This window comes from Sorangiineae bacterium MSr11954 (assembly GCA_037157815.1).
GTDB lineage: Bacteria > Myxococcota_A > Polyangia > Polyangiales > Polyangiaceae > Pendulispora > Pendulispora albinea.
In genome coordinates, this window is sequence record CP089984.1 from 10,540,645 (window position 1) to 10,567,609 (window position 26,965).

The window sequence follows — 26,965 nt, forward strand, 5'->3', positions numbered from 1 at the left end:
TATAGGTTTCTTCCGTCTTTCGGGCATCGTCTAACGGCAGGACAGGAGATTTTGGATCTCCTTATCAAGGTTCGAATCCTTGTGCCCGAGCCCCTGCTTTACACTGGGTGTAAAAGCATTCGCACGACTCTTCGTCGATCCGGTACGGCGTGCCGCGTAGTACGGGACTCGGGCGAATCCTTGTGCCCCGCGCCTCTGCGCTTCGTTTTTGCGGTGCGCGCGCGCGACTCTTCGTCGATCCGGTACGGCGTGCCGCGTAGTACGGACTCGGGCGAATCTTTGTGCTCCGCGCCTCTGCGCTTCGTTTTGCGGTGCGCGCGCGACTCTTCGTCGGTCCGATACGGCGCGTCGCGTGGTACGGGACTCGGGCGAATCCTTGTGCCCTGCGCATCGTTTTGCGGTGCGCGGGCGCGCGACCCTTCGTCGATCCGGTACGGCGCGCCGCGTGGGTACGGACTCGGGCGAATCTTTGTGCCCTGCGCCTCTGCGCCTCAAAACGGTGGGTTCCCGCGCGTGCACGTGAGCGAATCTTTGTCCCCCCTGCGCATCGCACGCGGGGGGGGTTCACGCATCGGTCAGAAGGTGACGGCGGCGGGGAGCTGCGATGTGGTGTCGTCGTTTGACCACGGGTTCGCGCGTTACGGCTTGGGGGGTGCGGCACGGGGAAATCCGCGCCGTTTGCGGGGTGATGCGCTGGCGCACGCTTTGCGATGAGGCCGGACATGATCGCGTTTCGAAGGCGGATGGGCGCCATGGTTCTTAGCGTTGCCGCATTGACGGCTTGCTCGGGTTCGGACGACGGCAGCGTGAACTATTGCGCGACCACCGTCGACGTGAACGTCAAGTGCGACAAGGCAGCCGATTGCCCCGGCGCGGGCCGGCCGAATACCAATGTGGACTGCGTCAATGCAGCATGCACCTTCTCGTGCAAGGGTGACACGTACGACGTCAATGGGAACACGTCCGACGGTTGCGAGGTGGTCGACCCGCGCCCCGGCTACCACTACATGGATAGTGGCTTCAATCTCGGAGACGACTCGTGCCTCGACTCGAGCAGCCGCGAACAATTCTCCGGCGTCATCGCCAGCGATCGGCGACCGCACGAAAACCCTGCCGTCTATGGCTTCGACAGCGAGGTGGGCGCCGCCCCCGACTGGTATGTCATTCGAGCAAATGGCGGCCAGTGCGAAAATGACATCGACTTCCAGATCCAGATCCGAGGCGCCGCCAACCCCGATCGCTACCTTCTGACCGTCGTCACCAATCGCGATCGCTTCGAGTGCCGAACGAACCGCGAAGGCTGGTGCAGGGTCCGCGACGGCAGCGGAAGCTACTCCGACGATTCGTTGGTCCGCATCCGCATCGCCAAAATCCCCGACCGCGACGCCCTCTACTGTGCCCCGGACACAGCCGAGTACACGGTCACCGGACACCTGTGACGATGCGCCGCCGGGCGCCCTCCGAACCGACGGGGGTCTCGGTGAGCGCACGACCCTCCGGCACCAACTCGAGCCTGACGAGGATGGTATCGAGCGGAGTCTCGCGATGACGGGCACGCGGCCCCGTCCCCTCCCGTACGAGGCTGACCCCCGCATCTCGAGATCGGCCACGATGCGATCGAGCGCCGCTTGAATCTCGCTCTCGGTGTGCCCCGGCCCCACGTTGCACGAGATGGTCGTCTCACCCGTTCGCGCGTCGCCGATGACGCTGCTCGGGTACTGCGGTGAAAGCGGCGCGAGGGCAATGGTTCGTGCTCCCGCGCCGCGCGTCCGCCCGAGACCATCCGAGCCGCGCGCTCGGACGCGCGTCGGGCGAGAATCAACGCGCGAACTTGCCCGCGCACCACCGCGTCGAATCCATCCACCCTCCGGCCGGGTACAGCCACTCTTGCTGCACGAATGAGGAGCCGTTGGACTTACGCACGGTGAGCACGTTCTGCTGACCGTAGTTCCATATGGCTGCGACATCCCACTTACCATCGCCGTCGAAGTCGCCCGCGGTCCAATTTGCAGCGTCTATCCAGCCGCCGCCGGAGTAGTCCCATTGCGCCCAACCGTTGAAGGTCGCGCCCGTCGATGGATAGACGGCGACCCTCGCGGTCCCGCCCTCGTTCCATACGGCCGCGAGATCGGTGTAGCCATCACCGTTGAAATCTCCCGCGAGCCACCTCGTCGAGTCCATCCAGCCACCCATGTTGGGCACCGTCGGTTGCTCCACGAACGAGGAGCCCGTCGAACGGCGGATGGCGATGGCGTTCTGCCCGCCGAGGCTCCACACGGTGGCCAGATCCGCTCGACCGTCCTTGTTGAAGTCTCCGACCGTCCACTTATACGAGTCGTTCCATCCCCCCTGCTTCGTCGACCAGGCTTGGTACGCACCGAAGCGAGTCCCCGTCGAGAGAAACACCCCTACGGACGTCCGACCGTGATCGTTCCACGCCACGGCCAAGTCGACCCGGCCATCGCCATTGAAATCACCTGGAAGCCATTCGCCCGCGTCGAGGAATACCCGATTCGTTTGGAGCCACGTCGAGTGCGTGAACCGGGTCCCCGTGGACAACCGTACCGCGATCGTGCTGTTCCCTCCTTCCGTCCAGATCGTCGCGATGTCCGTCAAACCATCGGCGTTGAAGTCGCCCGCTGCATACTTGGAGCGGTTGTCCCATCCACCTTCGGTGAGCCCCTGGTACCAGCCATTGAATTTGCTTCCCGTCGAGGGATAGACCGCGACGGAGGTCGTGTTGCCGTTGGCCCAAGCCGCCGCGAGATCGCTCCGCACGCGCGTGGAGGTCGCGGTCGGCGGCGCCGAGCGACAAGCGCTCTTGATGGATGCGGCGGGGGGGAGGCCATAGAGTTGGGCCACCCCGATGCTGTCGACGGCGCTGAGATACCCCGCGTTGTTCCACGTGGTATTGCAATAGTTCATCACCGAGCGCGCATCCCAGACCCCAATCGTGGTGTCGCCGTTCGTGCCCTGGGGAGCGTCTCGGCAGGTCGTGCGATCGGTATCGGGGCGATTCTGCTCGTGGGAGAAGCCGAGCGCATGACCAAACTCGTGCACCGCGATGCTCCGGATACAGTCCTCGCGGCCACCGCCCGAGCCGTTCTGACAACTGGCGAACGGTTGATACCGATTGCCATGTTCGTCCGTCGCCCAGAAGTTGTACCAAAAGTTGAGGAGCATACCGTTTTGCAGACCATCGATCTGCGTGCCGAGGCCGCCGGTAGCGGGCCAGCCGTCGACGGTTTGAATTCGGATGCCCCTTGCATTGGACGCGCAGACACCCCAACCCGTGAATCGAAGCCTCGATGCGGCCGCCCAGGTGCTCTCGACGGCATCGCGCACCAATTGCTTTTGCGCGTCGTTCCCCGCAGTCTCCCAGCACACCGCGACGTCGGCCGAAGGCCAAATGGAAGACGATAAATAGTATAGCTCGTCGGAGAGCTTGCCGACGGCCTCCGTGGACGAGATCTCGTCGTGGGCACCGCATGCCGTCGCCGTACCAGCAACGACGATTGCCATCATGGACACATAAACGTTGCGCAACATGAGCGTTCGTCCTCCTGAGTGGCATCGCCAATCGACGATGCACGCAATCGTGTTTTTACCTTCGCCACCCCACTCGTTCTCTCGGTATTCCCTGCGGTGCCGAACGACAATTCCCTCAAATGAGGGAGCCCCCCCGTACGGGTCTACACGTCGCGCGCTTCGAATGCCGCGCGGGAGGAGCCCTTCGCCTCATGAACGACCCTCCAACGGGTTGCGCACCGCGAGCGATGCGGTGATGGGTCGTACGCATGCACGGCGCCAAACGTCCCCCTCGGGAAGAGAACTTTTCGTTGCCACGGCATGGTCGTTTCCGGCCTCGCCCCCGAACGCGCCCCCGAGCCGAGTCGCAAACACATCCAAGCTCGCTCCCCCTCCGCCTCGCAGCCCAGGACGATGCACACAAGACGACGCAAACGATGTCGAAGATACGAAAGTTTCCGGCCGCGCAATCGACCCGACAGGCGCGATGCGCCTCATCATTGGCGCAAAGGCCCGCACGAGCACGCGTACGCACCACGCTTTAGGAAGATGTTAAGAAGCGTCGCGGCGCGACACCAAATTGGTAATGGGTCGTCATCAAAACAAACGACACCAAAGGCTTGCACGATGTTTGCCAGATGGCGCAGATCGTTCCATGCGTACGATGGTCGACCCTCGAAGAAACGTGGGATATGTTCGAGGGCAGAAGCAGCGCGCACGCGGAGACGAGCTATGGTTGGTGAAGCGTCTCCGACGCGAGGAGGTCTTATGACGAAGATAATTGGAATCGACGCCTATGCGGTTCATGTACCGCGCCTCTACGTCGATATGGCGAATGAATGGCCGGTGATCCGGGCCCCGCAGCTGGGAGAAGAGTCGCCCGAGAAGCTTCGCGGCAAGGTCATGTCGGGCGTCGGCTTGAGGAAGATGGCGGTGCCGGACGGTCACGAGGACGCCGCGACCATGGCGGCCATGGCGGCCAAGCGGCTCATCGACGAGAGCGGCATCGATCCCGCCGACATCGAGACCTTGGCCATCGGCACGGAGACCACGGTCGACCAGTCGAAGTCGATGGCGGCGTACGTCCTGGGCATGCTCGAGACCCATTATGGAAAGAACCTCCAGCACGTGGGGACGCCGCAGGTGCAGTTTGCATGCATCGGCGCCACCTACGCCCTCGAGGCCGCGGTCAACCAGCTTCGCGCCGGGGAGAACAAGCGTCCTTATTCGATTGTCATCGCAACGGATATTTCGAAGTACCCCCTGCGCTCCGCCGGAGAGTATACGCAGGGCGCGGGCGCGGTGGCGCTCCTCATTTGCGAAAACCCCAGGCTCCTGGAGCTCGAGCCGGGGATCACGGGCACCGTCACCCGCAACGAGCGCGATTTCTTTCGCCCGAATTGGAGCTCCACCGCCGTCGTCGACGGCAAGTACTCGATTGACGTGTACCTCGACTGCATCGAGGGCGCCCTCTCCGAGTACTCCGCGCGAAGCCGCGCGCGGCGCAATGGCTCGGCGCCGAGCAGCATCTACGGCGAGCTCGATCACCTCCTCTTCCACGTACCGTTTCCGCGCATGGCCGAATATGCCGCCGCGCGCGTGTTCGCGACCTTGTGGGAGACCGATCCCGCGTTCGCCCCCGTGCTCCACGAGGTGCGCGCCACCCTCGACTCCCCCGACGACCGCCGCGAGCTGCAACGGCGCTTGGTGAAGACGGAGGCGTTCAAGACGGAGTTCGAGCGGCGCATCGCGCCCTCGCTCGAGCTGTCGCGCGAAATTGGAAATGTCTATTCGGGGTCGCTCTATCTGGCCTTTGCGAGCCTGGTCGAGCAGGCGGCCACGCAGGGGTTGGAGCTCCAAGGCCAGCGCGTTCTCTTCTGTTCGTACGGGAGCGGCGCCAGCGCCAAGGTGTTCAGCGGGCGCGTGGCCCCGCGGTGGCGCGAGGTGGCGACGCGCGTGCGTTATGGCGAGGAGCTTCGAACGGTCGCGGACGGCGGTCGCCGCGTCGAGATCGATGTGGCGGAGTACGAGCGCCTGCACGGCCACGTCGAGGTCGGAAGCGACGCCGCCATCATCGGCCCGCCCCGGAGCGTCGTCCCCCCGCGGGGCGAGTTCGTGCTGGCCCGTCTGGGCGAGACCACGACTCCAAAGCTGACCGATTACGGCTATCGCTATTACGCGTTCACGGCCTGATCCGCTCCTCTTGCGCCGTCGCCACCGCCGCCGGCGGCCGCGCGACGCGAGGAAGAAGAAGGCAAGCACCGGCGGTCACGGCGGCCGAAGCCCAATAGGGCGCGCCGGGACCGCTGCGCGCATAAAGCTGCGTGACCAGAATGGGAACGATGGCGGTGGTCAGCTCGGACAGCGCGTGATTCCCACCTTGCACCCGCCCTTGCGCGCTGGGGCCCGCGGCCTCGGACAAGCGCGCATTGAACGACGAGGTGAACATACCTTCTCCGCCCGCAAATCCCACGATGGCCGCGAGGAAGAGCGGCACGCTCGGATAAATCGCGACCAACGCCATCGACACGAAGCCGAAGAAGGTGAGCCCCAACCCGATGAGGAGCAGCCGCGCCCCGCCGAAGAGCCGCTCCAGGTGCGCCAGCAAAAAGCCTTGGACGAGGATGTCCGTCGCGCCGACCAAAATCACCACGAAGCTCACCCTATCGGCGCCCCAGCCCAATCGATCTTTGGCCAAGAGCGGAAATGTCGTGGGAAGGCATACGAGGGCGGCCGTGCAAAAAACGCCCGCCAGGAGCAGGCGCGAGAGGTATTTGAACTCGAACAACCCCAAGAGCTGCGAAAAGGGATTCAGCTTCGCCCACGATACGCCGTGCGCGCGATTCTCCGGGGAGAGGCTCTCGGGAAGAAAGACGAGGCCCCAGAGCACGTTGAAGGTCACCAGCGCGGCGGCGAAGAAGAACGGCGCCCGCACGCCCCCCAGCTTCACGGCAAGGCCGCCGAGCGCGGGCCCCACGATCAACCCCGCGCCGGAGACCGCCCCGAGCTTTCCGAAGCGCGCGGTGCGCTCCTCGGCGGGTGCGGTATCACCGACATAGGCGAAGAGAGCGCCCATATTTCCTGCGGTCAGTCCATCGATCAGCCGTCCCAAAAATAGAATCGAAAGCGCGCCGGCCAGGCCAGACAGCAAATAGCCGGCGGCCGACCCTGCGAGGCTCAAAAGGAGCACCGGACGTCGGCCCACCCGATCGCTCAAGGCTCCCAGCGCCGGCGCGGCGAGGAAAGCGCCGAGCGAATAGGAGGCGGCCAACCAGCCGACGGCGCTCGCCAGCTTCGCGGGATCCCCGACGTGCCGCTCGGCGAGAAACGGCAGCACGGGGATCACCAGGCCTACGCCCGCGGCGTTGAGGAACGCGGTGGCCTGGAGAAAAAGAAACGTCGCGCGGCCCGATCCACGCGACGGAGTCGTCGTCGTCATCGCGTAAAAACCTAAACGCGGGCGGCGCGCCGGTATTGAACAAATGCGACGCGCGAGCGCCCTACGTGAAGCTCGCCACGTATTTTCCGGGGCTCATGCCGGCGAAGGCCCGAAACTCGCGCGTGAAGTGCGCTTGGTCGGCATAGCCCAGCTCGAAGGAGAGCGCGGTGAGGCTCACCCCCGGATCGAGCTCCAGCCGCTCGCTCGCCCGCGTAAAGCGCATCAACCGCGCAAACGCCTTGGGCGCAAAGCCCGTTGCGCTCTTGAAGCGCCGCTCGAGCTGCCGCATGGACAGCCCCTGGGCGGCCGCCAGCGACGCGATGCGCGCGGCTCCATGCGTGCGATCGAGCTCGAGGCCCACGACGTCGACCTCGTCGAGGGATTGCCGCTGAACGCGCTGCCGCTCGAGCAACGCCGCCTCGACCCGTTCGAGCGCCAGCTCGGTGGCGCCTCGTTCGAGCAAAGGCCGAACCCGTTCCCCGAGCTCCCGCAGCTCCGCGCCGACATTCACGTAATAGCCATCCACCGGCGTACCGAGCTCGGGGAGCAAGCCGATGCGCCAGGGACGGAGCTTCATGCCCACCACCCGCGCCAGCCCGCACAGCTCGAAGCTCGAGGAGGTCGAGCGTGGTCCCCGCACGAACACGGGCGGCAAGGGCATGAGCGGCCCGCCGGGGAGGCCGAACCATCCGTCGCCCGTGTAGAAGACCAGCTCCACGTCGGCGTCCGGAAGCACGAGGTGCCGCTGGTTCTCCGGCGTGTGCATCTCCACGTGCGTCCCATAGCTGCGCACGGCAGCGTCCAGTCTTGGATGCGGTCGGTACTCGCGCGACTCTTGGTGCATACGCGTGGCAATGTGAGGCACCGAGGGCGCGCCGTCCACTGCCGCGCGCGCTTCTTACTTGAAATACGGGTGCGTCGCCGCGTCGATGCGGGCCACCAGATCGTCCCTCAGCGCCGCCTCCGGGCTCCCGGCCGGGTAGGTCGCCCCCGCGATCGATGCGCGCGCCGCCAGGAGCGCATGGTAGGAGGGCTGCGCTTGCAGCTTCTCGAGCACGTCGACCGAGGTACGGCGCGTATTCCAACCTCGGTATTTGTCGCTGTTGGTGATCACGCCCTGGAGCTCGTTCACCACCGCCGTCAGCGCGGCACCCGTCAAAACGGGATCCGCGACGATATCCCCGCGCATGTCCGCTGGGTCGAAGAAGAGGCGCTGGAGCAGGCGATTCTGGAGCTCGCTCACGCGATCCGTGTAGCCGGGATAATTGAGATTGTCCGCCGCGTGGTCGGCGCCGAGCGCGAGCTGCTTGTCGAGCTCGGCCCATGCGCGCGCTTGGTCGGCCGCGGTGCCCGCGCGAAGGAACGCGGCCGTCCCGCTCAAATCGCGATCGAGGCGCTGCTTCGCGATGCCGCCCGCGTCTTGTCCGCGCAGAATCACGGTGAGCCGCGCGTTGTACGCGGGCCCCCAGTATTTGCCGAGGGGATCGCCCGTGCGATCGTAGGTGGCGCACATCGGGTCGACCGCCAGATCTTCGTCGGTGCAAAACGGCTGCGCAGGATCGCCCTTGGCCATGCCATAAAGGCGCTTGATGGCGTCGTGATCGTAGGGACCGGGGAGATCGCGGTTCGCGGCCACCGCGTCGGGGTCGATGATGTACTCCATGACGGAGCTCTGCCCGGCCAGCAGCGATCCTTTGAAGTTGTGGCGAAGGCCGAGCGTGTGGCCAATCTCGTGCACGGCCACGTGGGTGATGAATTTCTCCACCTCCCGCGGGCCATGTTGCTTGACCCCGCGGGGCGCACCCGCGGGGTCCAAGTCGTCATGGGCTTTGCCCGACGCGGGCGCGGCGAAGGTGCACAGCCGCGCCGAGCGGAGGCCGCCCCACGTGACGCGCGGGACCTTCGGGCGCGCGGATCGCGCGGGCGCGTGCGCGGCCACGCCGGCGGGCGGGTCGAACTCGTCGATGGCGTCCTGCAAGGTCGCCGCGTTGTAATATACGCTGGCGCCGCGGATTTCCCCGGTGTTGGGGTTTACGCGCGCGTCGGCGAACGCATAATCGTAGGTAGGGTCGCCGTCGTAGATGAAGTAGTTCTTGTCGTCGTCCGCAAAGGAGTCGCGCGGGGCCGCAATTTGCGTTTCGAACACCTTGAACCCGAAGACGGCATTCCAGTTCTCCACGCCGGCTCGAACGGCGCCCACGATATCGTATTTTGGATTTTCCTTGGCGACCTGAACGAGCTTATCGGAGATGAGCCACGTGATGGGCTTCATCCCGGGGTGAATGTTCCATTTGGTGGCCCAACTCACCGCGCCGCCCGTGTTCTTTTCCATCGACGGATCGGCGACGAAGTAATAATCCTTCGCGACCTTGGCCACGTCGAACGGCTGAAACCCCTCCCCTTCCGAGTACCGGCGCAAGGCCAAGCCGAGGGTGCCCGACGCGGTGTACGCGTTGCCCGCGCCGGAGCCGGTTCCGGGTAAGGTATCGTTCACCGCCCCCGTGAACACCTGCTCGAAGGTGGTGCCATCGTCGATGCGGCGGCGCGAGACCATAGCCACCACGAAAAACGACGCTAGGCGGATCTTCCGACCTCCACCCGCCCGGCGCGCGGTGCGCGCGAATTCATTTGTTGCTCAAACAACAAATAAATCGACGTATTCGTGCACCGGGGTAACGTCGAGCCGGCCTGGGTCGACGGAGAGGGCGAGGATGGCGTCGCGCGGTTTGTCGGCGAACCGTCGAGACAGGTTGTTTCGGAATTTCTCGTGCAGCAGCGGAGCGCTCTCGGCGCGGCGGCGCGCGTGCCCGAGGGGGTATTCGACGACCACCTCGGGGAGCACGGTCCCGTCCTTCAAGGTGACGGTGATCCCATTGGCGATCGAGCGCTTCTCCGGATCGTGGTAATCGCGGGTGAACGCCGGGTCCTCGGTGCACACGATCTTCGCGCGCAGCGCGTCGATGCGCGGATCGGCCGCCACGGTGTCTTCGTAGTCGGCCGCGGTGAGGCGCCCGAAGAGCAACGGCACGGCCATCATGTATTGGATGCAGTGATCCCGATCGGCGGGGTTCCGGAGCGGCCCCTTTTTGTCGATGATGCGAACGCACGCTTCGTGGGTGCGCACCGCGATGCGCTCCACGTCCTCGGCCGCGCTCTTGCCGCGCCGCGCGAGCTCGAGGTGCAGCGCCATGGCCGCCTCCACCGCGGTCTGCGCGTGAAACTCGGCGGGCGCCGCGACCTTGAAGAGCACATTCTCCATGACATACGAGCCATAAGGCCGCTGAAACGTGAACGCCTGCCCGCGAAACGACGCATCGTAGAAGCCCCACGTCTTCGCGGTCAGCGCGGACGGATACCCCATTTCCCCCGTGCGGGCGATGAGCGAAAGTCGCACGCCGCGCGCGGTCGCATCGCCGGCCGCCCACGATTTGCGCGACCCCGTGTTGGGCGCGTGCCGGTACGCGCGCAGGCTCTGACCGTCGACCCACGCGAGCGATACGGCATTGAGAATTTCGTCTCTGGAGAGACCGAGCATGCAGGACACCACCGCGGTCGTCGCCACCTTCACCAGCACCACGTGATCGAGGCCGACCCGGTTGAACGAGTTCTCCAGGGCGAGGCACCCTTGGATCTCGTGGGCTCGAATCATCGCGGCGAGCACGTCGCGCATGGTGAGCGGCGCCTTGCCGGAGGCCACGGCGCACCGCGAGAGCCAATCGGCGGTGGCGAGGATCCCGCCGAGGTTGTCCGAGGGGTGCCCCCACTCGGCCGCGAGCCACGTATCGTTGAAGTCGAGCCAGCGCACCATCACCCCGAGGTTGAAGGCCGCCTGCACGGGATCGAGCTGGAACGAGGTGCCCGGCACCTTGGCGCCGTGCAGAACCATGGTGCCCGGTACGATGGGGCCGAGCAGCTTGGTGCACGCCGGGTAATCGAGGGCCAGAAGACCGCAGCCCAAGGTATCCATCAGGCAATGGCGCGCGTTCGCGTAGGCGAGCGCGCTCAGCTCCTCCGCGCCGTGAGGGCGGGTCACGTAGTCGACGATGTCGACCATGACCCGATCGAAGGGAGGCCGGTCGGTGGAGAAGGCGGTGCTCATGTTCGATGTTCCAATGCAATGAAGGGGCGATTCGCGGGGCCGACGTAGCGCGCGCTGGGCCTTATGATTTTGGCGTCTTCGCGCTGCTCGAGGACGTGCGCGCTCCAGCCGGTGGTCCGCGCGATCACGAACAGCGGTGTGAACATGGCCGTGGGAATACCCATTTGCGCGTAGCTGACCGCGCTGAACCAATCGAGGTTGGGGAACATCGTTTTCAGCTCCCACATCACCGCCTCGAGCCGCTCGGCGATGGCGAACATCCGCATCGAGCGCGCCGATTGCGAGAGCGAGCGGGCGACCTCTTTGATGATCGCGTTGCGCGGATCGGCGACGGTGTAGACGGGGTGGCCAAAGCCGATGATGACCTCCTTGCCAGCCACCCGCCGCCGGATATCGGCCTCCGCCTCGTCCTCCGAGCCGTAGCGCTTTTGAATCTCCAGCGCGATCTCGTTGGCGCCCCCGTGCTTGGGCCCCCGCAGCGCCCCGATGCCGCCGCCGATGGCCGAATAGATATCCGACCCGGTTCCCGCCACCACGCGGCACGCGAAGGTCGAAGCGTTGAACTCGTGCTCCGCGTACAAAATCGAGCTGGTGTGCATGGCCCGCACCCACTCGGCGGGCGGTCTGCGCCCGTGCAGCAACCGCAAAAAGTGCCCCCCGATGGAGTCGTCGTCGGTCTCCACCTCGATCCGGCGGCCATTGTGGGCATAGTGATGCCAATAGAGGAGCATCGCGCCGAGGGACGCGAGCAACCGATCGGCGATATCCCGCGCGCCCGGCGCGTTGTGATCGTCCCGCTCCGGCTCGTTGCAGCCGAGCACCGACACGCCCGTGCGCAAAACGTCCATGGGGTGCGCGGACGGCGGGAGCTGCTCGAGGGCGGCGCGCACGGCGGTGGGCAGCCCGCGCAAGGACGCGAGCTTCGTTTTGTACGCGCGGAGCTCGGCCACATTGGGGAGCTTGCCGTGGATCAACAAATGCGCGATCTCTTCGAACTCGCAGCGGGTCGCGATATCGACGATGTCGTAACCGCGGTAGTGCAGATCGTCCCCCGTGTGCCCCACGGTGCAGAGGGCGGTCGTCCCCGCCTCCACGCCGGAGAGCGCGACGGACTTCTTCGCTCGGGCGAGCTTCGCCTCGGGCCGCTCGGCGCTCACGGCCCCGTTCCTTTCGGGTTCGCGGCGCTCGAATCGTTCGGACGCTGCGCGAACAACGCGTCGAGCTTTTGCTCGTAGGCGTGGTAGCCAATGACGTCGTACAGCTCGGCGCGTGTTTGCATGCTGGAGAGGACGTGCTTTTGCGTGCCGTCGCGGCGGATGGCGCGGTAGACGTCGTCGGCCGCCCGGTTCATGGCCCGAAAGGCGGACAGCGGATAGAGGGCGATGGCGACGCCGGCGGAGGTGAGCTCGCGGGTCGTGAACAAGGGGGTCGCGCCGAACTCGGTGATGTTCGCCAGAATGGGGACCTTTGCGAGATCAGCGAAGCGCCGATACTGCTCCAAATGCGTTATCGCCTCGGGAAAGATCATATCGGCGCCGGCCTCCACGCAGGCCACGGCGCGCTCGAGGGCGCCCACTTCGCCTTCCACCGCCAGCGCATCGATGCGCGCCATGATGACGAAGCTCGCGTCGGTCCGCGCGTCGACCGCCGCCTTGATGCGGTCGACCATTTCGTCCTTCGAGACCACCTCCTTGTTGGGGCGGTGGCCGCAGCGCTTGGCGCCCACTTGATCCTCCAGGTGCATGCCGGCCGCACCGGCGCGGAGGAGAGCCCGCGTGGTGCGCGCCACATTGAAGGCGCTGGCGCCAAATCCGGTGTCGGCGTCGACCAAAAGCGGAAGATCGCAGACGGCCGTCACCCGACATGCATCGGTGAGGACGTCGTCGAGGGTGGATATGCCGAGATCGGGCAGGCCGAGGGAGCCGGATGCGACGCCGCCGCCCGAGAGGTAAATGGCTTTGAAGCCCGCACGACGGGCCAAAAGCGCGTGGTTTGCGTTGATGGTGCCGACGACTTGGAGCGGCGTCTCCTGGGTGACGGCCGCGCGAAATCGTGCGCCGGGCGTGGGGAACGAATGAGCCATGGTGCTGTCGCAAAGTACGCAGCTCACACCGCGTCCGCCATGACTGAAATAGCGTACGTTTGCGGGGTATTTACTGCAAATTTGCGAATCTTGCGAACACCCGCCCGCGCTGCGCGGGGGTGGCGCAGCCCACTATGATGGGCAGACGTCCATGGAAAACCCTCAATCGGCCAAGGAAGATCTCGGCTATTGCGTTCCACTGCGCCGCCCATACACCACCGCGCGGGGAGCGCCGGCGATCACCCATGTGGCGCCGCGCATCTTTACGCTCACGTATTTTCAGACGTGCATGGAGTGCACCTTCTGCAACGACACGTGCTGCCAATACGGCGTCGGGATCGACCTCGACAACAGGGCGCGCATCCTCGCGCACGCGGAGGGCCTTCGTCCTTATGTCGCGGCCCCCGCGTCCGAATGGTTCCTGGACGAGGAGTACACCGATAGCGACTTTCCTGGTGCGCGCGCCGTCGATTCGAAGGTCGTCGGTCGCGGTTGCGTCTTTTTGCGGCCCGATGCGCGCGGGTGCGGCATTCACGCCTATTGCCTCGACAACGGGATCGATCCGTATTCCGTGAAGCCCGTTTACTGCTCGCTCTTTCCGCTGACCGTCGATGGCGATTGGCTCGTCCCCTCGATCGAGGTGGACGAAAAGAGCCTCATTTGCGTCGATCGCGGGACCACCTTGTACCGCGGCAGCCGCGACGAGCTCCTTCGCTACTTCGGCGAGGAGCTCATCGCGGAGCTGGACGAGTTGGAGGCCGCGACGCTCGGCGGCCGGGTGGCGAATCCCCACTTCACCCCGCCGCCATACGAGTGGCCGTAACGGCCTTTTATCGCTACTTCAGCTTATCGACCCACGGTTTCCAGGTGCCGTCCTCGTTGACCATGCTGAAGACGTTCCGATCGTAGTATTCCCACCACGCGTAGCCCACGCCCTTGGACTTGTAGAGCGCCACTTTGTCGGCGATGAACGCATCGTGCCCGGGGGCCGTCCGCCCGATGCCGAGCTCGCCGACCCAGAGGGTCATTCCCTGCTGCTTGGCCGTATCGAGGCTCACTTGCAGCCCCGCCGCCATATCGCGCCGGCGCTGCGCCGACGGCTGGTAGCCGCGGGTGCCATCCCATGTCGCATAGTTGGCGTCGCCCAACCCGTCCGACTTGAAGCCGTCGCCGGCGCCGCCCGCGTAATAGTCGTGAATGGACCAAATGAGGTTCGCGCGGCTCCTGGGCTTGAACGACGCGAAGTGCTCCGGCTTCACCTTCGAGAGGCCGCCGGTCGGCTCGATCATGATGGGCGTGGCCGTATCCTTCTCCCGAATGGCATCTACGATTTTCGTGTAATCTGCAAGCACCGACGCGCTGTCGATCGGATAGCGGAATGGCTCGTTGACGGGATCGTACGCGCCCATGGCCGGGTGCTTTCCAAAGCGGACCGCGAGTTGCTGCAGGAACGGACGGCCGTGGAGGGTGACGGCGGTCATGCCATCGTCCTCCCGCGCCCACTGCGGCACGCGCGACTGGCCCTCGGGCTGGCCGTAGAGGTGAACGGCGTCGACGATGACCTTCAACCCCGCGGTGCTCGCGCGATTGAATCCGACCTCGAGCGACGCGAAGGCGTTCTCGTTCCACCTCCCCTGCGCGGGCTCGAAGTCGTCCCAGAAGAGTACGAACCGAACACACGTAAACCCCTTCTGTCGGATATTCGTGTAAACGGACTGCCCCCACGTTCCATCCGAATCGTTCGGATCCCACACGGGTTGAAGATTGGTACCGGTGCACGTCGAGAGATCCGCCGCGCGCCCGTTCAAACCGTCGCTGCGCGTGCCCGTTTCATCTTCGGGGGCCGATGAATCTCGGGCTTGCGAGGAGCAGCCAGCCGCCAATACTCCCAGACCGAGCGCTGCAGCGATCATCGGGCTCTTCACGACCGAGAAGTTTCGTTGGAATAGCATGCGCGGCGCTCTGCAAAGGATATGCACCGCGCGACCATCGACGGGCATTTCTCAGTGCATACTTGCATGAAGCCGTTTCATGGTAAAAATGGTGAGCAACGAGGTATCCCTGGATCGAGGAGAGTATCGGCCGCGATCCAGCGATCGTACGATTCTCATGTGCGACCGCCTGAAATAAGGCCGATTGCTCGTTTCGAGATCCCACCCGACCGCCGGTGCGATCCAGGGAACGCCCTGTTCTCGCGGCGGCCGCCGCGCGCTCGGAGATCTCCTCCCGCGCAGCGTGGACTTATTTGGCCACCCGCCACACGGAGCCATAGGTCCTGAAGAACGACGTTACATAGTAGATGGCGCGATCGTCGAGGGCGATCCCGACGACGCCTCCGATCTCGGGGGTGGCGAGCGTGGTTGGCCTGGAGCCGTCGAGGTTGGCGCGCATGAGGCCACCCATTGGGTAATTGCCCCAATAGAGCGTGTTCCCCTCGATGGTGAGCGCGCGCGCGTTTCCGACGAACTCCGAATCGACGACGACCTCCGGGCACGTCGTTTTGCCAGGACATTGGCCGTCGTGGTTGGTGCGAACGATGGCCTGCGGCGTCAGCGTCGAAAAATAGAGCTCCGTCTTCGTCACGGCGAGGGTCAAACCCGGCGAGGGCGAGCCCGCCGAGGATACGAGCTTCGGCTCGGCGCCATTTTTTTCGATGCGGTGAACGCCATCGCTGTCGAGCCAGAAGAGACGTTCGCTCGGCCCCGGCTCCGCCACGAGCGCCGTGAATGTGCGCGCCCCCGCGTCGCTCGTCTTCGCGTCGAGCCACCAGGTGGCCATGGTGGACGCATCACCGCCGAGTGGCCAGCGCCGGACGGCGGCCCGCGGATGATAGACCGTCCAATACATGGCCGCCCCATCGTGCGCGACGGCGCCCGCCGAACCTTCGACCTCGAAGCGCTGCGAGGACGTACCGTCCTTGTTGGCCCAGTTCACCTTGGTGCGGTGCGCGCTGGTGGTTTGCTCGTCCGTGAGCCAATACAGGCGGCCCCCCTGCATCCCCATGCGCGGGGAAAAGAACGGCGCGCCGCCGTCCGCGACGATCTCGGGGGGTTTTCCGAGGGATTTTGCGCGGCGCATGATCCGGGAGCGCGCGGGTTCGGAGCCCGTGGCCCAATACACGTACCCTTCGGGCTCGGGCTCGACGAGCACGTCCACCGGGTATTCCTCCTGCGAGACCAGCACGGGCGTGCACCCGCCGTCGACGCACTTGCCCCCCAGGCACGAACGTCCGCACCTCCCACAATTGTTGTCCGGATCCGTGACCATCGCGTCCCCGCAGTCGACGATGCATGGCCCATCGCACGCGTCTTGGCCGCAGGTGCCTCCGTCGCAAAGGTCGAAGGTCGGGCCCTTCCCGCCATCGGTCCGACCATCGCGCCCAGGTGGATCCCAGCGAGTCGGCTCCTCATTTCCTACAATCTCGTTGCACGCCGCCACCGCGAGCACGACCCCCGCGACGATGAGGCCTGCCAGCGCGGCGCGCATCTATTTGGCCATCCGCCACACGGAGCCCTTGCCGGACCGAGACCCCGATAGAAAATAGATGGCGCGATCATCGAAGGCGATGCCGACCACGCCTCCGTTGTTGACCTTGGCCAAGGTCACCAGATGGGTCCCATCGAGGTCGATCCGCATGAGATAGCCATCGGGGTAAACGCCCCAATAGAGCTTATCGTCATCGATCGTCAACGCGCGCACGTTCTTGGGGGAGTACGACGGGACGATGACCTCCGGGCACACCTTCTCACCGGGGCATTCGCCGTCATGGTTCATGCGCACGATCTGATTGTCACTGGTCACGAAATAGATATCGCTCTTCGTCACGGCGAGGTACGAGCCCGGCGCGGAGTAGAAATCGTGAGCCAAGAGCTTCTGCCGGGTTCCGTTCTTCTCGATTCGGTAAACGCCATCGCTCTCGAGCCAAAAAATTCGCTCGTTCGGCCCCGGCTCCGCTTCGATCGCCAGGAACCTGCGCGATGCGGGGTTACCCGGGCCCGGCTCCAGCCACCAAGCTGCGACCTTGGAAGGATCCGCGCCGAGCGGCCAGCGCCGGATGGCGGGCTTCGGCTCCAAGGCCGTCCAATACAATGCCGCCGGGTCCTGGGCTACGGTCGTCCACACGTTGCCCTCGGGCTCGAACGACTGCCACGATGAACCGTCCTTGTTGGCCCAGTTCACCGTGGTGCGACCATTCGCGGATGGGCCGTGCATGAGCCAATACAAATGATCGCCCGCCATGCCCAAGGGCGGAGAAAAGAGCTGCGTGCCGCCCTCGAACACGGTCTCGGGCGGGCTCTGGAGCGACTTCGGCCGCCGCAGAATGCGGGATGGCCCCGAATTGTTGCCCGTTGCCCAGTACACGTACCCGTCACTCGCCGGATCGACCAGCACGTCCAGGGGGTACGAACCCTCGGAGACCTCCACGGGCGTGCACCCGCCATCTTCGCACTTGCCCCCCAAACACGACCGCTCGCAACTTCCACAATGGTTGTCCGGATCGGTGACCATCGCTTCGCGGCAGTCGATGACGCACGGACCGTCGCATGCGTCCTGGCCGCAGGTGCCCCCGTCGCAACGGGCGACGGGCGCGTCCACCTCGCCATCGGGCCCAGATGGATCCACCCGGGTCGGGCTCTCATTTCCGACGATCTCGTTGCACGCCACCCACGCCGCCGCGATCCCGATCCCCAGCACGGCGACGCCCACCATCGCCACGCGTTGCGCGCGACGTTCAACGCGGCGCGTGACGTCTACGTTGCGCCCGGTCGCCATACGGCCCCCGATTCGCAATCGATGTGCTTCATCTCCACGCGATGGCGATTGATATGAATCACGCCAAAGAGAATGGGCAACTGAAAGCGGCGCGGCCCGATCGAGCCGGGGTTGAACATCACCAGCCCGCGATCGCGACCCAAGAACGGTACATGCGAGTGCCCGCAGACCACCACCGATGCATCTTCGGCTTGCGCCAGCCGCACGGCGTCGGCGCGGAGGCGGGGGCCGTTGACGGCGATGTGGAGCAAGAGGAGCTTCAACAGAACCGCGTCGCCGTCGCAAATGTCGAGAATTCGAACATCGGGGATATCGGCCCCATGGCCGTCGATGTTTCCGCGCACCGCGGAGACGGGCGCGATGGTGGCGAGCGTTTCGAGGACGGACATGTCACCAATGTCACCCGCGTGCAGGATGCGATCCGGCCGCTCCTTGGAAATGAGCTCGGCGCTTCGCGGATGGGGTTTGCCATGCGTGTCCGCCACCACCACCAGACGCAACGCTCCTTCCTCGAGCCCGCCGCCGAACGCGATGGACTCGCGCACGGTCGATGGCTTCGGTTCGGTGTTCGTTCTACCCATTCCAAACACAGTAGATCGTGCGCCTCGAAATACCAAACGGCCCTGTCGATCTCTTAGACGGCCCGCCTTCGCCGGTGTGCTCCTTTTCGACGCTCACCACGAACATCCTTGGGCATTCTCGAAATGCCCGCGCGGGCCCCCCGATGGCGTCCGTTTTGCTCGCGATACGTCCATCGTGCGCCAGCATCCCTGCGGGCGCACCCGATCTCGCGTTGCGCGAGGCCGATCCCAATTGTCCATCCATCAGTACGAGGAAAATGTCATGCCTGTTCTCGACATTCAGACATTGACGGCGGACCTCTCGCACGCGCGCGCGCGGTGGCAGCCCCGACACACCGGTCACTCCAACTTGAGCGACGCGGCCAAGAAGAACCTGCTCGGGGTCGTGGTCGACCCGGCGGCCCTGGCGGCAGCCATGGCACCGCAGGCCTCCGCCGCGCCCAACTTTGCGCCCGCCGTCGATTGGCGGAATCGCAATGGAAATCATGTCACGCCCGTAAAGGACCAAGGCGGCTGCGGCTCGTGCGTCTCGTTTTGCACGACCGCCACCGTGGAGTCGATGGCCTCGATCGAGAAAGGGCAGCGGCTCGATCTCTCGGAGGCCGATTTGCATTTCTGTTCGAGCCATGGCGCGAACTGCAACGGGTGGTGGCCGGACCAGGCCATCGCGCAGGTGAAGGTGCGCGGCATCCCCGACGAAGGCTCGTTCCCGTATTCGGCCGCCTTCGAGGCGCCGCCGCCCAACCCCAAGTGCATCGTCGTTCCGGGCCGGGACGAGAAGGCTGTCAAAGTCACGACCTCGGGCACCCTCTCCAATGTGGTGGATCGCAAGAATTACCTGACCAACGTGGGGCCGTGCTGTGCGGTCATGCACGTGTTCAATGATTTCTTCTCCTATGCGAGCGGCGTTTATCATCATGTGAACGGCGCGGACATGGGGCTGCACTGCGTTCAGGTGATTGGCTATTCGGAGGCCGAGAGCTGTTGGATCTGCAAAAACTCCTGGGGCTCGAGCTGGGGCAACGGCGGCTATTTCAAAATTGCGTACGGCGAGGCCGGCATCGACACCGAGTTTCCCTTCTGGACGGCGCAGGGCGTCGTGCTGCCATCGGGGCGCGGCTGGCAAGGATGGGAGAACCTGGGCGGGCAGATCACCTCCAAGCCCAGCGCGGTGTCGTGGGGACCGAACCGCATCGATGTGGTGGCGCGCGGCCTCGACTCCGCGGTGTGGCATCGCTGGTGGGATGGCTCCGCGTGGCGAGGTTGGGAGTCGCTCGGCGGCCAGATCCAGGGCGCCCCGGCGATTTGCGCGTGGGCCAGCGGCCGGCTCGATATTTTCGCGGTGGGGCTCGATCATCGCCTCTACCACAAGTGGTATCAGGGCGGCTGGAGCGGATGGGAGAGCCTGGGCGGGACCTTGTCCTCGGACCCCGCGGCCGTCTCGTGGGGACCCAATCGCATCGATGTATTTGCCAAAGGCATGGATCAGGCGATGTGGCATCTCTGGTGGGACGGCACCGGCTGGCACGGTTGGGAGAGCCTGGGAGGCGGCTTGAGCTCGGCCCCCGCCGTCTCGTCGTGGAGCGCCAATCGATTGGATACTTTCGTGCGCGGCTGCGATATGCACCTATGGCATAAATGGTGGGACGGCTCGCGCTGGAGCAACTGGGAAGATCTGGGCGGCGTTCTGTCCGATGGACCGGGCGCGGAGTCGTGGGGGCCCAATCGCATCGACGTATTCTATCCCGGTCAAAATTCGCATATGTGGCACAAGTGGTGGGATGGCTCGCGCTGGAGCGGCGAAGAAGACCTGGGCGGCACGTTGAGCTCGGGCGTTGGCACCAGCTCGTGGGCGGAGGGCCGGCTCGATTGCTTCGTGGAAGGCACGGATTCGGCCATGTACCATAAGTGGTACGTTCGATAACCTGCTCCCGAGGAGTCATCCCGTGACACCGCAGACCGTCACCGCGGCCGCCGGCGAGGAGTTCGCCGTGCGCGTCGAATCGAACCCCACGACGGGATACGTGTGGAAGGTGCACGCGCTCCCGGACGGGGTCGAGCTCCTGTCGAGCGAATACGAGCACGAGGTGGGCCCGGGTCATCCGGGCCGGCCCGGTACGCAGATCTTTCGATTTCGTGCCCTCGAACCGGGGGAGCATGCCATCGATTTGACGCTCGAGCGGCCTTGGGAGGCCAAGGCCATCGATTCGTTGGCGGTGACCGTAAAGGTCATTTGAGCCGGCGTCGAATGGGCAGCGCGTTCGCCGGATTCGCCGATCATGCCATTAAAATCGAGCACCGATGGCGATGCCGCTCGCGTGGGGCAAGGCGAGCGGCGTCACCATCCAGCGGACGGATTCGCGCGCCTCGTGCGAAGAGCTCAGGTCGCCCGTGAAATAGCGCTTGCGGGCGCGAATGGCGCCCACGGGCTGCGTGAAGAGCTGTGACTCGACCAGGACGATGGCGGCGCCGGCGGAGATGGAGTTGTCGACCCAGTCGTCGAGCGCGTACCCCAAGGTCACGCCGATGGCCACGTTGAGCCCGATCTCGAGGGCGTGGTTGTACCAAGCGATGCCCGACTCCTCTTGCTCGGCGTCGCGCTCGAGGAGGGCTTCGGCGCGCCCCACCGTGGCGCAGGTTCCTAGATCGCTCGAGGAAACGCCATCGAGCTCGCGCGAATCCTTCATGACGGAGAGCGGAAAGAACACGATCAGGGCCGGCGGGATCAGCGCCGCGCCCGCCCATATGAAATCCCATGTGCGCTTGGTTTTATCGGTCTCGAACACGCCGAGCGTAAAGCTCGCCGCGCCCGCCGCCACATTGCCGAGGCCCCAGCCCCACGACCAGATGCGCGCGTTCGCGGCGTCGTGATGCAAGCGATCGCGAATGAACCGCGTGCGCTCGGCGGGGTCGATGTCGGCCAGCGCGGGATTCGCACCCGCCGGTACCTCGCACTTCGCTGGAACGGCGCTCGCCGCGGGAACGGGATCCGCGGGACTCGCTTGGTCGGCCGCCCACGCTTGACGGGAATGAACGCACGTCCAGGCCAAGGCGAGGGCACTTACCGCTCGAAAGGTCGCTCGCTTCATACCTGGTACGCATGTTCGGTCGAAGCGGTCAGGAGTCATGTCACCCCAAGGGGTGACGCGGTGCGCGTCACACGCGACTACGAACGCTCACCCAACGAGGCGGCGACCCCGAGCTGCCCGAACGATTTGCAAGCACGCAGGATTTCATCCGAAAGGCGCGTTCCTGCGACCGCGCGCGACAGGCAGAGGCCTCCGAACATCACCGCGATGAGCGCGAGGCCCAGGTGGCGCGGGGAAATTTGGTCGACGGTGGGCGCTCGATCGCCCATTTCAGCGGCCCACTTCGAGAGCTCGTCGGCGAGGCATTCGCGATGTTCGGGCACCGCCGCGGTGGTGGAGAGCTCGCTCGCGACGGCCGGGAGCGGACAGCCCATTTCGGGATTATCGCGATGTTTGGGGGTCAAATACCGCCGGAGCATCTTTTTGAGCCGCTCGGATGACCCGTCCTCTTCGAGCCCATCGAAGAGGAGCGCGCTCATTTCCCCCAATGCTTGACGGAGCACGTCGGCCACGAGGGCGTCTTTCGACGCGAAATGGGCATAAAAGCCCCCGACGGTCAGACCCGTCCCTTTCATGATGTCGACGATGTTGGCCCCTGCGATTCCGCGGGTGCGCAAAAGCTTCGAGGCTGAGGCGAGTATCGCGTTGTGCGTACGCTCTTTCTGCACCGCTTTTGCATTCATTAAGTCGAAAATATGACGCTCATCTCGCGCTCGTCAAGGATTCCGCTCGCCGATTGCAACGAGAAAAAACCGCGATTGACCATTGTGCGATTGACACTGCCAAATCGACCAAATGTGCCGTTAGATGTGCATTATGCACGGATCTCGCGGCCGCGTGCGACAAACTCGATTGCCGCGGCTATCACCGCGTCGTCTTTCAGGATTCGCCGGTGTCCCAGGCTGGGCGGCGCCAACAACTGGGCACCTGGCCACGCCGCCGCGATCGCCTCGCCCTCTTCGAAGGGAATCATCCGGTCGTTTTTGGCGTGGACGATCAACGCGGGCTGGGAGCGATCGCGGGCGCGCAGGGCGACGTCGAGCGCCTCGAACGATCCGATGCGGCCGCGCACCAGCTCGAGCATGCCATGGCGGCGCGCCGGCGCGAGGCCGAGGGAGTCGGCGATGCGGCCGAGGACCCCGCCCGGCTCACGAACCGGTGCGATCAAAGCCACGCGATCGACACGCAAGCCATCGGCGACGGCCAGCGCCGAGGCGGTGGCCCCCACCGAGTGGCCGACGATGGCATGCAACGCGCCGAGGTGCTCGCCCATGCGCCTCACCGCGTCGCGAAAGTCGACCACCGACGCATGTTTGCCCGAGGACAGGCCGTGCGCCGGCTGATCGAAGCGCACGATGCGAAAGCCGGCGCGGAGGAGCGGGCCCACGAAGGGATCCAATTGACGCGCGTCGGCCTCCCAGCCGTGCACCAGCAAGACCACGGGCGCGTGGGCGGGCCCCTCTTCCCAGGCCGCGATGAAACCGGATTGAAAGGGCACGCGGAACGCGCGCGACTCCCCGTTCGGGAGCTTCGACTTTCGCCGTTTGGGCCGCGGGGTGAAGAAGAACGACGCCGCCTTCTTCTCCACGAAGCGCGGCGCCACCGCGCTCAATCCGCGGACGCCGAGATGGACGAGGGTGACGGCCGCTCGGGTGGCGAACGGGTTCCGGTTGTCGGTGGCCATGGGACTCCGAGTTCAGGCGGGCGGACGAAACATGGATGCGAATTGCCGCTCCACGGCCTTCGAATCGCGTTGGATTTGAGCCACGATATCACTCGCCGCGCCGGGGTACACTTCCTCTTTGCCCTCGCGAATCGCGGTCAGGACGCTTTCGGCTACGGCCTGGGGCGACAACTTGGGGAGGGTGACGCGTTTGGCCATATCGGTGTCTACGAAGGCGGGCAGAATGCCGGCCACGAACGTCCCTTGACGCGCGAGCTCACCGCGAATGCCCTGGGTGAGCGAGAGCAGCGCCGCCTTCGACGTGCAATACGAGCCGACGTGCGGCATGTTCATATGCGATAGAATCGAAAGCAAATTGACGATGGCGCCGCCGCCATTGCGCTTCAGGACCGGCGCGAACGCGCGGGTCACATAGAGCGTACCGAAATAATTGGTGCGCATTTCGCGCTCGGCCGCCTCCGGATCCGTCGCTCCGAGGAGCGGCTGCGCGGCCAGGATCCCCGCGTTGTTGATGAGGATCTGCGTGTCCCCCGCCTTCTCCGCGGCCGCTTGGATGGCCTTCGAGTCGGTGACGTCGAGCTCGATGGGAACGACCTTGGGGTTGTCCCCCGCCTGCGGGCTGCGCGTCGCCGCGTAGACGCGCGAGGCGCCCGCCTGCACGAACGCGTCCACGACGGCACGGCCGATGCCACGATTGGCCCCCGTTACGAACACCACGCTGCCTTCGATATTCATCGCTTCACCTCCACTCGAGCCACGACGGCGCCTTCAGCGCACGGTCAACATATTACCATGATAATATGTCCGTCAAGTCGCGCATCGCCCCGCGACGCGTCACGGGCCGGACGTACCGTGTTCGCCCGACACCAAGTAGCGTTTGGTATCGGTGCGCGTCGCATTTTCGCGGGTGTAGAGCCGCTCCAGGATTTCGCGCGCGGCGAAGGCTGCCCGATCGACCGCCAGGTGGATGAGGGGCGCGTCGTTCTTCCAATTGTTCTGCAGGTGCTCGGTCACGTCCTTGTCTTCGAGCACCGTGACGATGACCTCCTTGGTGATCGCCTCGGTGAGCTTGGGGTGCCCGAGCGCGAAATCGCGGTGCATGCCCACCCACGCGTGGATCGAGTCGTTCGTCTCGGGGGTGAACATGGACGTGGTGAAGAGGCGCAAGACGGGGCCCTCGGGGCGGCCCGGCGGGTGCGCGAAGGTCTCGACCCGGGTGTTGGCGACGGGCCAATAGACGACCTCTTGAACGCGGTCGATGTGGTCGAGCCCCATCATCTGCTTGAGCAGCGGCGGCGTGGTCTCGTTGCGGAGGGTGCGGCGGACGCGCACCTCGTTCTCCTTGACGGTGATCTCCGGGGTGGCCTCGGCCACCGCCTGAGACACGATGGTCTTCGGGTGCACATAGGCGATGTGCGAGAGGTCGAGCAGGTTGTCGACGGCGAGCCGGTAGTCGGTGTTGATATGAAAATAGCTCATCTCACCGGCGAACTCGGGCGACGTGCACGGCCAATGGTCGGGCACCAGCGCCTCATCGGCCTGCGCGGGATCGCCCATCCAGAGCCACACCCACCCGTACTTCTCGGCCACCGGATACGTTCGCACGCAGGCGCGCGCCGGGATGGTGCGCTGGCTGGGAATATGAACGCACTTGCCGCTCGGCTCGTAGCGCAGCCCGTGGTACCAACACTCGATTTGATCGCCCTTGAGGCGGCCTTTGGAGAGGGGCACCTGGCGGTGGATGCAGCGATCCTCCAGGGCGGCCACCTTTCCCTCGGAGGTTCGATAGAACACGATCTTGTCATTCAAGAGCGTGCGCGCGAACAGCTCCTCCGATTTGATTTCGTTGCATAACGCCGCGGCGTACCAAGCGTTCCGAATGAGCATGGGATTCCTCGTGGGCGGATGAACTTTTTGGGACGGTCGCGGCCTCACGCCGCGCGAGGCGCGCCCGCGCTCAGCGAGCCTCCGATTCTTCGAGGGCGATCCGGGGGGTGAGCTGCGCCATGCATCGCTCGGCCAAGGCCGTGATGAGCAAGGTGGGGTTGGCCACCGCGGAGGCCCCGGGGACGATGGCGCCATCGACGGCGTACAAGCCGCGGTAGCCGCGAAGTCCGCAGTAGGCGTCGGTGGCCAACCCGAGCGGTACGCCGCCCAAGGGGTGGAACGACGTGCCCTGCGAGCGCGCCTGCGGCAGGATGAAGGGCGTGCCGGGGAACGCCGGATCGGAGAGGAGGCCCGTCACGCGATTGTAGACGTTCGCCGCGCCGTCCGCGGGCCAGTCGAGGACCACGGTGTCGCTCGAGGGCTCGTAGTGAAAGGTTCCTTTGCCGGTGGGGACGCCGAACGCGATGGTCAGCATGGCGCCGAGGAAGGGTTGAAAGCGCGGATCGGAGGCGAAGAACGAGGGCGCGCGCAGCGGGGGTGCCTCGATGACCACGGGGTTCTGCGCGTCACGGAAGTCGGTGATCTTTTCGCCGGCGGGGCCGCCCTGCGGCAATGGCGTGGAGCTGACGAAGCGGAAATGCGCCATATCGCCGTTGGTGTTCCAGCGCGTGCCGACGTGCGCGTTCAGGTTGGGGAGCGCGCCGGTATCGCGTGCACGCACCAGGAGCTTGGTGGTCCCCACCGAGCCCGCCGCCATGAACAGGTGGTGCGTGGTGAAGGTCCGCGTCTCCAAGACGTTGTACGCTTCGTCCGTGCGGGTGACCGCGACCGAGTAGACGCGCGTGCGGGGATCGTAGGTGATTCCGGTCACGGTGTGGAGCGGCTTCACCACCACGTTTCCAGTGGCGACCGCGCGCCCCAAGTACCCTTGCGGCTTGTCGAGCGACTTCTTCGCGCCGCTGTTGTTGCCCCAGTACGTCTCGCCTTGGATGAACGCCGGCACGCGGCTGCCGGAGATTTCGTCGCGGACTTTGTTCCAGTCGACGATGGTGGGCGCGTTGGTGTGGCCGAAGGTCAGGGTCGAGGGATCGCTCGCCGTCTCCTGCGGGTAGCCGGCGGCGCCGGCGAAGGCCGACATGAGCCGGGTGCCCCGGTAGTACTCGGTGTCGAGGATATCGCCCGGGGTCGGCGAGGCCCCGAGGCGCTGCGATGCGCGCTGAAAGTGGCGCGCCGCGAGATCGGACCAGACCTGCTGCATGAACGGCAGCTCGCTGGGGGGAAAGGCGGCGTCCCAGCCTTGCTTGGTGGGCTCGAAGGTCACGCCGTTGTTGACGAGCGAGCCACCGCCCACGCCGGACGCCACCAGGACCTTTACGCCGTTCACGCGGAGCGCGGGCGAGGCATCGCGGTGCGCCGTGGAATCGTCGAGCTCCTCGAGGATGCCGGTGCCGACCGGACACGTGAATGGGCCGCCGAACGCCAGGTACGAGTTGCCGACGCACTTGGTGTTCATCCAGGTGCTGCGGACGTCGCCGCCGGGGGCGGTGACCGTGTCGAGGGTGGCGAAGGTGGCGTTGGTGGTGGGATCGCGCACCGTCCAATCGCGGCCGCGCTCGAGCACCAAGGTCTTGATGCGCGCTTGCCCCAGGTACGCGGCGGCGACCGAGCCACCGTAGCCGCTCCCGACGACGATGGCCGGGTAATCGACGGACTCACACGGCTCGGCGGCTGCGCCATCCGTCGCTACCAACACACATACGGCCGCGGTCGCGGTCATCCAGATCGAACGCACCATTCATTCC

22 protein-coding genes and 1 tRNA gene are annotated in these 26,965 nt (G+C 65.4%); 6 read left to right on the plus strand and 17 right to left on the minus strand.

Annotation, left to right across the window (positions count from 1 at the left end; all coding sequences use genetic code 11):
* Positions 1-19: 19 nt before the first annotated feature.
* A tRNA-Gln gene (locus tag LZC94_41235) sits at positions 20-90 on the plus strand.
* Positions 91-752: 662 nt separating this feature from the next.
* The gene (locus LZC94_41240; GenBank protein ID WXB14238.1) at positions 753-1,439 is read left to right on the plus strand and encodes a hypothetical protein; all 687 of its coding nucleotides are present in this window, start codon (positions 753-755) and stop codon (positions 1,437-1,439) included.
* Positions 1,440-1,818: 379 nt separating this feature from the next.
* On the opposite strand, the gene LZC94_41245 is transcribed toward LZC94_41240, so the two are convergent.
* Entirely contained in the window at positions 1,819-3,549 is a 1,731-nt protein-coding gene (locus LZC94_41245) for an FG-GAP-like repeat-containing protein (protein ID WXB14239.1), read from the minus strand.
* A 747-nt stretch (positions 3,550-4,296) separates the two neighbouring features.
* Here LZC94_41245 and LZC94_41250 point away from each other — a divergent pair.
* The gene (locus LZC94_41250; GenBank protein WXB14240.1) at positions 4,297-5,721 is read left to right on the plus strand and encodes a hypothetical protein; all 1,425 of its coding nucleotides are present in this window, start codon (positions 4,297-4,299) and stop codon (positions 5,719-5,721) included.
* On the opposite strand, the gene LZC94_41255 is transcribed toward LZC94_41250, so the two are convergent.
* The 6 genes from LZC94_41255 to prpB form a co-directional block, all read right to left on the minus strand.
* The gene (locus tag LZC94_41255) at positions 5,711-6,967 is read right to left on the minus strand and encodes an MFS transporter (GenBank protein WXB14241.1); all 1,257 of its coding nucleotides are present in this window, start codon (positions 6,965-6,967) and stop codon (positions 5,711-5,713) included. The genes LZC94_41250 and LZC94_41255 overlap by 11 nt on opposite strands.
* A 61-nt stretch (positions 6,968-7,028) precedes the next feature.
* Positions 7,029-7,760 (minus strand): helix-turn-helix domain-containing protein, encoded by a 732-nt coding sequence (locus LZC94_41260; GenBank protein ID WXB14242.1) that lies wholly within the window; start codon positions 7,758-7,760, stop codon positions 7,029-7,031.
* Between the two features lie 105 nt (positions 7,761-7,865).
* Positions 7,866-9,521, minus strand: coding sequence for a zinc-dependent metalloprotease (locus tag LZC94_41265; protein WXB20315.1), 1,656 nt, complete (start codon positions 9,519-9,521; stop codon positions 7,866-7,868).
* Between the two features lie 81 nt (positions 9,522-9,602).
* Positions 9,603-11,066, minus strand: coding sequence for a bifunctional 2-methylcitrate dehydratase/aconitate hydratase (locus LZC94_41270; GenBank protein ID WXB14243.1), 1,464 nt, complete (start codon positions 11,064-11,066; stop codon positions 9,603-9,605).
* Positions 11,063-12,223, minus strand: coding sequence for a 2-methylcitrate synthase (prpC, locus tag LZC94_41275; protein WXB14244.1), 1,161 nt, complete (start codon positions 12,221-12,223; stop codon positions 11,063-11,065). Before prpC ends, LZC94_41270 begins: the two co-directional genes overlap by 4 nt.
* Positions 12,220-13,149 carry a methylisocitrate lyase gene (prpB, locus tag LZC94_41280; GenBank protein ID WXB14245.1) on the minus strand — a complete coding sequence of 310 codons (930 nt, stop codon included), beginning with the start codon at positions 13,147-13,149 and terminating at the stop codon, positions 12,220-12,222. The genes prpC and prpB overlap by 4 nt, the downstream gene beginning before the upstream one ends.
* 151 nt (positions 13,150-13,300) lie before the next feature.
* On the opposite strand from prpB, the gene LZC94_41285 reads away from it, so the two are divergent.
* Entirely contained in the window at positions 13,301-13,972 is a 672-nt protein-coding gene (locus LZC94_41285; protein ID WXB14246.1) for a DUF3109 family protein, read from the plus strand.
* 13 nt (positions 13,973-13,985) lie between these two features.
* On the opposite strand, the gene LZC94_41290 is transcribed toward LZC94_41285, so the two are convergent.
* From LZC94_41290 to LZC94_41305, 4 genes are all read right to left on the minus strand, one after another.
* Positions 13,986-15,062, minus strand: a complete 1,077-nt coding sequence (locus LZC94_41290; GenBank protein ID WXB14247.1) for a glycoside hydrolase family 5 protein — start codon at positions 15,060-15,062, stop codon at positions 13,986-13,988.
* Positions 15,063-15,390: 328 nt separating this feature from the next.
* Positions 15,391-16,635, minus strand: coding sequence for a hypothetical protein (locus LZC94_41295; GenBank protein WXB14248.1), 1,245 nt, complete (start codon positions 16,633-16,635; stop codon positions 15,391-15,393).
* Positions 16,636-17,859 carry a DUF5050 domain-containing protein gene (locus LZC94_41300; GenBank protein WXB14249.1) on the minus strand — a complete coding sequence of 408 codons (1,224 nt, stop codon included), beginning with the start codon at positions 17,857-17,859 and terminating at the stop codon, positions 16,636-16,638.
* A 41-nt stretch (positions 17,860-17,900) separates the two neighbouring features.
* Positions 17,901-18,467: a metallophosphatase family protein gene (locus tag LZC94_41305; GenBank protein ID WXB14250.1), complete on the minus strand. Its 567-nt coding sequence runs from the start codon at positions 18,465-18,467 to the stop codon at positions 17,901-17,903.
* A 298-nt stretch (positions 18,468-18,765) separates the two neighbouring features.
* Here LZC94_41305 and LZC94_41310 point away from each other — a divergent pair, with 298 nt between their 5' ends.
* Positions 18,766-20,427 carry a C1 family peptidase gene (locus LZC94_41310; protein WXB14251.1) on the plus strand — a complete coding sequence of 554 codons (1,662 nt, stop codon included), beginning with the start codon at positions 18,766-18,768 and terminating at the stop codon, positions 20,425-20,427.
* A gap of 22 nt (positions 20,428-20,449) precedes the next feature.
* Positions 20,450-20,740: a protease inhibitor I42 family protein gene (locus LZC94_41315; GenBank protein ID WXB14252.1), complete on the plus strand. Its 291-nt coding sequence runs from the start codon at positions 20,450-20,452 to the stop codon at positions 20,738-20,740.
* A gap of 48 nt (positions 20,741-20,788) precedes the next feature.
* Here the strand turns inward: LZC94_41315 and LZC94_41320 are convergent, their stop codons facing one another.
* From LZC94_41320 to LZC94_41345, 6 genes are all read right to left on the minus strand, one after another.
* Entirely contained in the window at positions 20,789-21,553 is a 765-nt protein-coding gene (locus LZC94_41320; GenBank protein WXB14253.1) for a hypothetical protein, read from the minus strand.
* A 116-nt stretch (positions 21,554-21,669) separates the two neighbouring features.
* Complete coding sequence (locus LZC94_41325; GenBank protein WXB14254.1) at positions 21,670-22,275, minus strand: TetR/AcrR family transcriptional regulator; 606 nt, start codon at positions 22,273-22,275, stop codon at positions 21,670-21,672.
* 131 nt (positions 22,276-22,406) lie between these two features.
* Positions 22,407-23,276, minus strand: coding sequence for an alpha/beta hydrolase (locus LZC94_41330; protein WXB14255.1), 870 nt, complete (start codon positions 23,274-23,276; stop codon positions 22,407-22,409).
* Positions 23,277-23,288: 12 nt separating this feature from the next.
* Positions 23,289-24,011: an SDR family oxidoreductase gene (locus tag LZC94_41335; protein ID WXB14256.1), complete on the minus strand. Its 723-nt coding sequence runs from the start codon at positions 24,009-24,011 to the stop codon at positions 23,289-23,291.
* A 99-nt stretch (positions 24,012-24,110) separates the two neighbouring features.
* Complete coding sequence (locus LZC94_41340) at positions 24,111-25,163, minus strand: aromatic ring-hydroxylating dioxygenase subunit alpha (protein ID WXB14257.1); 1,053 nt, start codon at positions 25,161-25,163, stop codon at positions 24,111-24,113.
* A 70-nt stretch (positions 25,164-25,233) separates the two neighbouring features.
* Positions 25,234-26,958, minus strand: coding sequence for a GMC oxidoreductase (locus tag LZC94_41345; protein WXB14258.1), 1,725 nt, complete (start codon positions 26,956-26,958; stop codon positions 25,234-25,236).
* Positions 26,959-26,965: the final 7 nt, after the last annotated feature.